This window comes from Nocardia cyriacigeorgica (assembly GCF_010858045.1).
Lineage (GTDB): Bacteria > Actinomycetota > Actinomycetes > Mycobacteriales > Mycobacteriaceae > Nocardia > Nocardia cyriacigeorgica_E.
On record NZ_JAAGVC010000034.1, the window covers coordinates 47,019 to 56,848 of the forward strand.

At 69.7% G+C, this 9,830-nt stretch carries 7 protein-coding genes; 3 read left to right on the top strand and 4 right to left on the bottom strand.

What is annotated here, in order from left to right; all coding sequences use genetic code 11:
- Nucleotides 1-81: 81 nt before the first annotated feature.
- Nucleotides 82-549 carry a VOC family protein gene (locus GV790_RS22705; RefSeq protein WP_163815830.1) on the top strand — a complete coding sequence of 156 codons (468 nt, stop codon included), beginning with the start codon at nt 82-84 and terminating at the stop codon, nt 547-549.
- A gap of 54 nt (nt 550-603) precedes the next feature.
- Here the strand turns inward: GV790_RS22705 and GV790_RS22710 are convergent, their stop codons facing one another.
- The gene (locus tag GV790_RS22710; RefSeq protein ID WP_163815832.1) at nt 604-3,027 is read right to left on the bottom strand and encodes a cation-translocating P-type ATPase; all 2,424 of its coding nucleotides are present in this window, start codon (nt 3,025-3,027) and stop codon (nt 604-606) included.
- 93 nt (nt 3,028-3,120) lie between these two features.
- Here GV790_RS22710 and rarD point away from each other — a divergent pair, with 93 nt between their 5' ends.
- Together rarD and GV790_RS22720 are read left to right on the top strand one after the other, a co-directional pair.
- Entirely contained in the window at nt 3,121-4,059 is a 939-nt protein-coding gene (rarD, locus tag GV790_RS22715) for an EamA family transporter RarD (RefSeq protein ID WP_163815834.1), read from the top strand.
- A gap of 162 nt (nt 4,060-4,221) precedes the next feature.
- Nucleotides 4,222-5,151, top strand: a complete 930-nt coding sequence (locus GV790_RS22720; protein ID WP_163815836.1) for an ADP-ribosylglycohydrolase family protein — start codon at nt 4,222-4,224, stop codon at nt 5,149-5,151.
- A 70-nt stretch (nt 5,152-5,221) separates the two neighbouring features.
- Here the strand turns inward: GV790_RS22720 and GV790_RS22725 are convergent, their stop codons facing one another.
- The 3 genes from GV790_RS22725 to GV790_RS22735 form a co-directional block, all read right to left on the bottom strand.
- Nucleotides 5,222-8,497: an arabinosyltransferase domain-containing protein gene (locus GV790_RS22725; protein ID WP_163815847.1), complete on the bottom strand. Its 3,276-nt coding sequence runs from the start codon at nt 8,495-8,497 to the stop codon at nt 5,222-5,224.
- Between the two features lie 222 nt (nt 8,498-8,719).
- Complete coding sequence (locus tag GV790_RS22730; RefSeq protein WP_163815837.1) at nt 8,720-9,229, bottom strand: hypothetical protein; 510 nt, start codon at nt 9,227-9,229, stop codon at nt 8,720-8,722.
- 116 nt (nt 9,230-9,345) lie between these two features.
- A complete protein-coding gene (locus tag GV790_RS22735; protein WP_375139417.1) occupies nt 9,346-9,573 on the bottom strand; it encodes a DUF3553 domain-containing protein in 228 nt (75 codons plus the stop codon).
- Nucleotides 9,574-9,830: the final 257 nt, after the last annotated feature.

A 9,830-nucleotide genomic window follows, 5' to 3' on the forward strand; every position in this document is an offset into this window, starting at 1 on the left:
TCGCGATCGGCGGATGTCTGTCGGTGCCCGGGCATAGGCTCGAACCCGTCCGACAACCGATCGAGACCTGGAGGTCTTGCGATGTCCGATGTCTCCCCGATTCCCGAGGGCTACCCGCGCCTGTCCCCCGGCCTCGCCGTGGACGGCGCGGCCGAAGCGATCGAGTTCTACAAGAAGGTCTTCGGCGCCACCGAGCGCATGCGCATGCCGCGCCCGGACGGCAAGGTCGCCCACTGCGAGCTGCTGGTCGGCGATTCGGTGATCATGCTCGGTGATCCGGCGCCGGAAATGAAGTTCCTCGACCCCAAGAGCGTCGGCGGCACCCCGGTCAATTTCAACATCTACGTCCCCGATTCCGATGCCGCCTTCAACGCGGCCATCGCGGCGGGCGCGACCGAGCTCATGCCGATGGAAAACCAGTTCTACGGCGACCGCACGGGCAGTTTCACCGATCCGTGGGGCCACCAGTGGACCGTTGCCACGCACGTCGAGGATGTCACCCCCGACGAGATGGAGCGGCGGATGGCCGAGTTCACCGGCGCATCCTGACCGCGGGGTGATGCCGGCTGCGGGTAGCGCCCGCAGCCAGCGCCGACGTGTCGCTCAGGCGGCCCCACCCGGGGACGCCGGGATGAGTTTGTGCTCCTCATCGCGCAGCGACGCGGTGATCCACCAGGCCGCCTCGACCAGCACGATGCCGACCACACCGCAGATCACCGCGGCCGTGGTGAGCCCGACGTTGGACGGGTCGAGTTTGAAGAACTCCCTGGTGAACGGGATGGTGAACAGCAGCAGATAGGCCAGCACCGAGGCGCCGAGCAGCACCACCTTCCACCACACATAGGGCCGGGCCACGATGGCCAGCACCCACACCGCGATCATGATCAGCGTGATGAGCGCGGTGGTGCCCGCCTGCACCGTCTGCTGCTCGGTCGCCTCCGGCCCCGCATAGGCGATCAGATACGCGACGAAGGTGGCCACGCCGATCACCACACCGGAGGGAATCGCCAACCGCATCACCCGGCCGACGAAACCGGGGCGGGCCCGCTCGTTGTTGGGCGCCAGCGACAGGATGAACGCCGGGATGCCGATGGTGAACCAGGCCGCGATGGTGACATGTCGCGGCAGGAACGGATACCCGATCGGCTCGTAGTCGAAGATCTGCGACCCGGCACCGGCCAGACCGACCAGGAACGCCAGCAGCACCGAATACACCGTCTTGGTGAGGAACAGATTAGAGACGCGTTCGATATTGCCGATCACCCGGCGACCCTCCCCCACCACATACGGCAGGGTCGCGAACTTGTTGTCCAGCAGCACGATCTGGGCCACCGCGCGCGTGGCCGGACTGCCCGAGCCCATGGCGACACCGATATCGGCATCCTTGAGCGCCAGCACATCGTTGACGCCGTCACCGGTCATGGCGACGGTGTGCCCGCGCGACTGCAACGCACCCACCATGGCGCGCTTCTGATCCGGGCGCACCCGGCCGAAGGTGGTCTCCCGATCCAGCACATCGGCGAGCGCGTCGCGGTCCGCGGGCAGCCCGCGCGCGTCGACGGCATGGTCGCCGCCTGGCAGCTCGAGCGAGGCGGCCACCGCGCCCACCGATACCGCGTTGTCGCCGGAGATGACCTTGATCGCCACGTCCTGGCTCGCGAAGTAATCGAGGGTGTCGCGGGCGTCCGGACGCACCTTCTGCTCCAGCACCACCAGCGCGGCCGGGGTGACGACGCCCGGCGCGTCGGGCGCGTCGACGGCGCGATCGCTGGTGGCCAGCAACAGGATCCGCAGGCCGGAGGACCCGAGTTCCTCGGCCCTGCGGGCCTCCTCGGAACCGGCATCGAGCAGCACATCGGGGGCGCCGAGCAGCCAGTTCCCGTGCTCACCGTAGGAGAAGCCGCTCCACTTCTTGGCCGAGGAGAACGGCGCGACCGCGGTGTAGGACCAGTCCGGCCGGTCGGGCAGCGCCTCGGCGATGGCCTGCACGCTGGCATTGGGGCGCGGATCGTCGCCGGCCATGGCGGCGAGCGCGCGGCGGATCTCGGCCTCGTCGCCGGCACCGAGCACCTCGAGATCGGCCAACCGCATCCCGTTCTCGGTGAGCGTGCCGGTCTTGTCCGCGCACACCACGTCGACGCGGGCCAGGCCCTCGATCGCGGGCAGTTCCTGCACCAGGCATTTGCGCCGGCCCAGCCGCACCACCCCGACCGCGAACGCGATCGAGGTCATCAGCACCAGCCCCTCGGGCACCATCGGCACCAGCGCCGCCACCATGCCGGTGACCGCGGGCCGCCACGACTGACCGCTGGAGAACAGCTGGTTGTAGATGATCAGCGCACCGGCCGGGATCAGCAGGTAGGTGATGACCTTCAGGATGGTGTTGATGCCGTTGCGCAGTTCGGAATTGACCAGGGTGAACTTGCTGGCCTCCTCGGCCAGCTTGGCCGCATACGCGTCGCGACCGACCTTGGTGGCCCGGTAGGCACCGGAGCCGGACACCACATAGCTGCCCGAGAGCACCTGCGCGCCCAGCTCCTTGTGCACCGGATCGGCTTCGCCGGTGAGCAGCGACTCGTCGACCTCGAGCAGTTCGGATTCGACCACCTCGCCGTCGACCACGATCTGATCGCCGGGACCGAGTTCGATCAACTCGTCGAGCACCACATCCTTGGGTGCGATCTGCTCCGAGCGGCCGTCGCGGCGCACCGTCGGCTTGGCCTGGCTGACGATGGCCAGCTGATCGAGGGTGCGTTTGGCGCGGATCTCCTGAATGATGCCGACCGCGCTGTTGGCCACGATCAGCAGCCCGAACATGCCGTCGATCACCGAACCGGTTGCCATCACCAGCACGAAAAGCACACCGAGGATCGCGTTGATCCTGGTGAACACATTGGCGCGGACGATATCGCGCACCGAACGGCTGGCCCGGTCGGGCACATCGTTGGTGCGGCCGTCACGACGACGTTCGTCCACCTCGGCGGCGGTCAACCCGGTCGAACGCGGCGCCTGCACGGATATCGACATGGCTGCCAGCCTAAGCGACGGCGCCGGGCGCGGGCCGTCACCGGCCACCGGTGGTGAGCAGCCGTGTGGCGCCGCGACGGTAGGTTCGGACGAGTGCGGCGGACCGAATCGATTCCTGGGGTTGCGTTCGGGGTCGGCGCGTACGCGTCCTGGGGCGCGTTCCCGGCCTTCTTCGGGCTACTGGCCTTCGCCTCGGCCACGGAGGTGCTCGCGCAACGCATCCTCTGGACCCTGGTGGTCGTGCTCATCGTGCTCGGCGCGGTGGGCAGGCTGGGCGAGCTGCGCCGGATCTCGGCGAGCACCTGGCGCTACGCGGCCGCGGCCTCGGCGGCGATCTCGCTGAACTGGGGTGTCTACGTCTACGGGGTGATCTCCGAGCAGGTGGTGCAGTGCGCGCTCGGCTACTTCATCAACCCGCTGGTCACCGTGGCGTTCGGGGTGCTCATCTTCCGGGAACGCCTGGCCGCCGCGCAGTGGGTGGCGCTCGGGCTCGGCGCGTCGGCGGTCGCGGTGCTCACCGTCGATTACGGGCGCCCGCCGATGATCGCGCTGACGCTGGCGTGCTCGTTCGCCGTCTATGGACTGGTGAAGAAGGTGATCCCGCTGGACGCGTTGCGCGGGGTGGCGGCCGAGGGCTTGATCGCGGCACCGTTCGCGCTGGTGTTCGTGATCGTGCTCGCCGTCACCGGGCAGGGCAGCTTCGGCGGCGGGTTCTCCGAGAGCGCGCTGCTCATGTCGACCGGCCCGGTGACGCTGGTGCCGCTGTTGCTGTTCGCGGTGGCCGCCCAGCGAGTCCCGCTGTCGACCATGGGAATTCTGCAATATCTGACACCCGCCCTGCAGTTGGCATGGGGCGTCGCGGTGGCAGGAGAGCCGATGCCCGCCTCGCGCTGGGCCGGTTTCGCGCTCATCTGGGCGGCACTGGCGGTGTTCACCGTGCACGCGCTCGTCCGCTCCCGCCGGCGGGTGGAGACGGCAGAACCGGACTCCGCTGCCCGTGGCTCGGGCTCGGAAGGCACCGCGGCTCGCTGATTCGCCGGGCCGATACGACACTCATACCGCCCAGCTATCGGTCACCGCGGCTGTGAGGACCCACAGACGATGGGCGCGCAGGGCTCGCGTCGGTTACATTCTGCCGTCGAATCGATCTCAAAATGCCCTACGACAAGGGGTTTTATGTGACAAGGGGTATCAGTGACATTGGATGACGCGCAACTGGATCGGGCCGCGGGCGCGCTGCTCGGTAGTGCGGCCGGAGACGCGCTGGGCGCCGGCTACGAGTTCACCTATCCGAGCGCCGACCAGGTGATCGATATGGTCGGCGGCGGCATGTTCGGCTGGGCGCCCGGCCAGTGGACCGACGACACCTCCATGGCCGTGGCGATCGCGCTGGCCGCGGACACGTCGGACAAGGGCATCGATCTGGACGAGGTGGCCGCCGGGTTCATGGCGTGGTGGGATTCCCAGCCGCCGGATGTCGGGGTGCAGACCTCGAAGGTGCTCAGTGCGCGGCCCAGTTCGGCGCGCGGCATGCAGGCGGTCGCCATGTCACTGCCCGGGCTCACCGGCGGCAACGGCTCGCTCATGCGCACCGGGCCGGTCGCCCTCGCCTACCTCGGCGATCCGGTCGAATGCGCAAGGGCGGCCGGCGCGATCGGGCTGCTCACCCATCACGATCAGCAGGCCGTCGAGGCCTGCAAGATCTGGAGCCACGCCATCCGGCACGCGATCCTCGAGGCGAACTTCGACGGCGTGCGCGACTACGTCGCCGCCTGCCCCGCCGCCGACTACTGGAACCCGCTGCTCGATCAGGCCGAAACCGGGACCCCGCAGGACTTCCCGAAGAACGGCTGGGTGGTGCACGCCCTGCAGACCGCATGGTGGGCCATCACCACCACCGATCAATCCGGCCCCGACCACCTGCCGCGCGCGCTGGAGCAGTGCGTGCGCGCGGGCAACGACACCGACACCACCGCCGCCATCGCGGGCGCGCTGCTCGGCGCCCGGTGGGGTGCGTCGGCGGTGCCGGCGCGCTGGCGCGAGCTGCTGCACGGCTACCCCGGGCTCACGGGGAACGACCTGGTCGCGCTGGCGCACCGAATCGTGGTGAAGAACGCGGGGTAGCCGATCCGAGTGCGCGGGCGCCCGGCCGTGGCTGCGATGGGCGCGAGCGTCGCCCACCGCAGCCACCGGCTCAGTACGAGGTGATGATGTGGCCGGGCGTCCACGTGCCCGAACGCCGGACCTGCTCGACCGAGACCCTGGCGGCCTCGGCCTCCGGATCCACCGGAATGAACTGCTCGATGGAACCCCAGTCCTTGTCCCAGTCCTGATCCAGATACGCCGGCAGGGTGCGGGCGGTGAACAGCAGCTGGGTCCAGCCGAGCGGGCCACCACCATCGTGGGCCTGCCACATCGTGGTGATCGAAGCGCCACCACGGTCGGGCAGGATCCGGTACTGCGGCAGCTCGGAGACGCCGTAGCGGGTGGGCAGATGGTTCTGGCACGGGAAGTTCAGTCCCACAGCCCAATCCAGCAGCACCGGGGTCTGCGAGCCCAGCAACTGCGTCACCGTTGTCGTCTGCGGCACCCGCGGCGGGGTGACGGCCAGCCACTGGTCGGCGCCGAGATCCTTGTCCTCGGCGACCACGCGCACCACGTCGGCGTCGCCGGGCAGCTGGTCCAGCGGGACGCGCAGGTTCCGCCACACCGGTGCGGGGCCGATATCCAGCGGCAGGATCGTGCCGCGCGGGGCGACGCTGCCGTCGGGCCGGGTGCTGCCGTATTCGAGTTCGAGCCGCTGGCCGGGCCGTTCGATCCCGTCGGCGTCGACGGAACGGATCCGGCCCGCGACCGCGATGGCGATGATGTCGCCGCGGCTGCCGTCGACCACGTCGGGCAGCCGATACCAGTCGGTGGTCAGGGCGGCCGGAACCTGATCGTCGGCGCTGTAGGTGCCGAGCACCGGCGTGGTGGCCGGATCCAGGCCGAAGGGCAACGGCACGTTGCTGCCGTTCACGCCGCGACCGGTCGAGGTGTCCGAGGTGGAGCCGGCCGAGGCCGCCGCATCGCGGATCTCGTCCGGGTCCGAGGACACCGTATTGGCTCGGCCGGTACTGGTTTCGAGCTCCTCGGACACCAGGACCGGGGCCACACCATTGGGTGTGAAGCCGGTGGATTCGGTCCCGGCCAGCGCGGCGGCGCTGTCACCGGACAGCGGCCGCAGCATCGAGGCGTTCGGATCCGGCTCGACCAGAACGTCGTCGGCAAGGCCGCAACCATCCGAGAAGGTCGCGGCGATATTGGATTTCGCCAGCGAGTAGGCCGGGTACTGGGAGACCGCGGCCTTGGCGAAGGACGCCACCTCGAACACCACCATGGCGGCCGCCACGATCATCAGCACCGGTGTGCGCGCGAGCCGCCCCGCCGCCGACCCGGGTGCGGGCTCGGCGCCCGGGCGGATGTGGAACCACGCGGCCACCGCCAGCGCGAGCACCGTCAGGCCCATCATGAACGTCGAGAACCCGAAACCGGCGAACGACGGCGGCTTGTCCCACCACGGGATACCCCACGACGACACATACCAATAGCCGTTGGCGGCAACGAAACTCATCGCAAGGGTGAAGAAGACCGCGGCCGCGAACAGCGCCCGGTTGCGCACCGGGCGCATCACCTTCGCGCTCACCGCGACAGCGGCGAGCGCCGCCGCGCAGGCGGCCAGCCCGGCGAAGACACCGAACTGATGGTTCCACTTGGTCGGCGCGAACATCATCAGCACCATGGCGCCGAAGGTGATGCCGATGATGCGCCGCGACGGCCCGGCCGCCGTACCGGGGATGTGGCCGCCGCGGCGCAGCATGGTGACCACGCACACCAGCAGGCACACGAACATCAGGAACACACCGAAGCGGCGGGTCAGCCAGCCGTCGCCGCTGGGCTGGATCAGGTACTGGTAGCGCAGGTATTCGAAGAACCAGGATTCACCGGGACCGATCCGGTCGTGCACGTACAGCATCTCGGTGAACGCGCTGAAGCTGCGGTCGGCGAAGATCACCGTCAGCACCAGCACGCCCACCGCGAACAACGGCAGCAGCTGTGCCGGATAACCGACGGTCTTGGCGCGGTGCACGATCACCGCGGTCACCGTGCGCGCCCCGGCGATCAGCGCGGCCACACAGATCACACCCGACGGCGCGGCGGTCAACGTCATCGCGGCGATCAGAATCGCCAGCGCCGCGGGCAGCAGCCGCCGGGTGGCGATGGCGCGCTCGACCGACACCCAGGTCAGGATCACGCCGGTGGCCACGACGAACTCCGCGCGCAGGCCGTTGTTGTAGGGCAGCCAGAACGCCAGGAACACCAGCGCCGAGGTCCACACCGCGATCTTGCTGTCGCGCACACCGGCACCGAGGCGCGGAATCACCTCGCGGCTGATCACCCACCAGCAGACCAGGGCCGAGAGCAGCACCGGCAACCGCACCCAGGTGCTCGCCACCGACACATGCGTCATCCAGCCGATGACGTCGGTGTAGGGCGTGTAGAACGGCGCCTCGTCGACGGAGAACCAGCGGTAGTAGTTCGACATGTAGCCCGAGCTCTGCGCCCCGCGCGCCATGCCGAGGATGTAGCCGTCGTCGGAGGTGTTGGCGCCGATGAAATGCCACACCAGCAGCGTCGCGAACACCACCCAGTCGACCGGGGTCAACCGCCACCAGCGCGCGGGCAGGAACCGGCGGGCGCGGCGGCCGTCGAGGCGGTCCAGCCGATACAGCGCCACCAGCGAGACCAGCGTGGCCAGCACGGCGAGCACGATGACGACGAGCTTGATCGGCGTCGGCGAGGTGGAATAGTGCGAATCGACCTCGATATCGACACGCATCCCGGCCGGCACGGCACCGGCGAGATCGCTGAACACGCCGACCACCTGCGGACGCAGATCGCGTTCGATGGCGGCGCCCGCGGGGCCCGCACCGGTCACCGACACCGCCGCCCGGGCGGTGGAGACGTCGATCGACAGCGCACAGTCCTGACCGCGCACCTGATCCAGCGGCGCCGACCACAACAGGGTGTTGCGCGAGACCGCGTCCACGCGGCCGGGACGTTCCGGAGTGTCGGCGACGACCTTGACGACGAAGCCGTAGCGTTCCATATCGGCCGACTGGCGCGGGACGGTGGAGAACACCACGCCGCCGGAATCGGCCAGCTGGGAGATCGCCGCGCACGGCACCTCGGCGGTCAACCCGATGGGCGCATACGACACCAGCGGGGCCGCGACGCTACGGGCCGCGTCGTCCTGCGGCCAGCTGATCGTGGCGGCGTCCATGCGCACCGGGAGGAACGGCACCGCGAGCGCGCACAGCGCGCCGATGAGTGCGGCGACGATGGCGACCGGCCGCGCCCGGCCACCACGATCAACGGGTGCCGGACGGGGTTCGGTTGTCTCGCCGGGCCGTTCGCCCGCCCACACCATCGTGTCAGCCACGGAGCTCGATACTAGCGGGTAGGGCTGAGCAGCCAGGTCCGCCGGCGGGCATGGTGGCACCGGCGGATCGGCGACCGGCGGTTTCACTGGCGAACCGGAGCATCACGCTGTCAACGGTCCGGGCGGGGACGCCGCGACCGAGGAAGAACGCGCAACGGCCGATGCCCCTCGGGGACACCGGCCGTTGCGCGGGTGATTACTCCTCAGCGATCAGGCCGCCGGGCAGGCCGGAGACTGCACGCTCGCGAGCTTCAGCATGTTGCACGTCCAATCCTGCTGGACCTTCCACACGCCGTCCTCCACGACGAAAGGCACCTTCTGGCCCGTGTTCGTCTGGCCGTTGAGGGTGAAGTCGACGATCGCGTTGAGCACATCGCCGTAGGCCTCGACACCGGTCACGGTGATCTGAGCGCCACTATCGCGGTAGACCTGGGTCAACGTGGCAGGCAGGTTGGGGTCGGCCTCGGCACCCTGGATCATGCTCAGCTTCTCTTCGTTGGGCACATTCGGATCGAGGGCGCGCTGCAACTTGGTGTTGAGCTCCTCGGTGGTCGGAGCAGGTGGCACGGCTTCGTCCGCAGCGGTCGTCGACTGGCTGGTGGTGGTCGACTTGGCCGGCTTGTCCGATTCCTTGTCGTCGCTACCACACGCGGTCATGGTCAGCGCGGCGGCCACGGCCAGGCCCGCGATGGCGATGCGTCCGGTCTTACGAAGCTTCAACTGCTCGTCCTTTGCGTTCGAGTGGGTTGTGTCGTTGGCACTATGGCAGCCCCGCCCGACCGGCGACGCTGCACGAGTTACCAAGGCTACCCGCCGGTCGGTCGGGCGCGTACCCGTCAGTCCAGACTGCCCAGCGGGTCGGCCCGCGACAGCGCGGGATCGTCTGCCGCGAAGGTACGCGCCGAGCCCGGTCCCGTCGAGCGGGTCTCGAACCGCACCGTCACCCGGCCGTGCCCGGCGCCCTGCACCCAGCCATGACCGAAATCCGGGTGGCGGACGTCGGTGCCGCGGTGCCAGAGCGGTGCCGCCGCCTCGGCCGGAGCATGGCGGATCGCACTGGTCACCGCGGAATCGCCACTCGCCGGACCACCGCCCGACCCGGCATCACCGCTCGGCCCCGCGCCGCGGTCCGGCCCCGCGTCACCGCTCGCCCCCGCAACACGGCGCGGCCCCGCATCACGGCTCGGCCCCGTATCACGGCGTCCCGCAGCACCGCCCGGCCCCGCAGCACGGTCCGGCCCCGCAGCACCGCTCGGCCCCGCAGCACGGTCCGGCCCCGCCGCCCCGCTCGGCCCCGCAGCACGGTCCGGCCCCGCAGCAC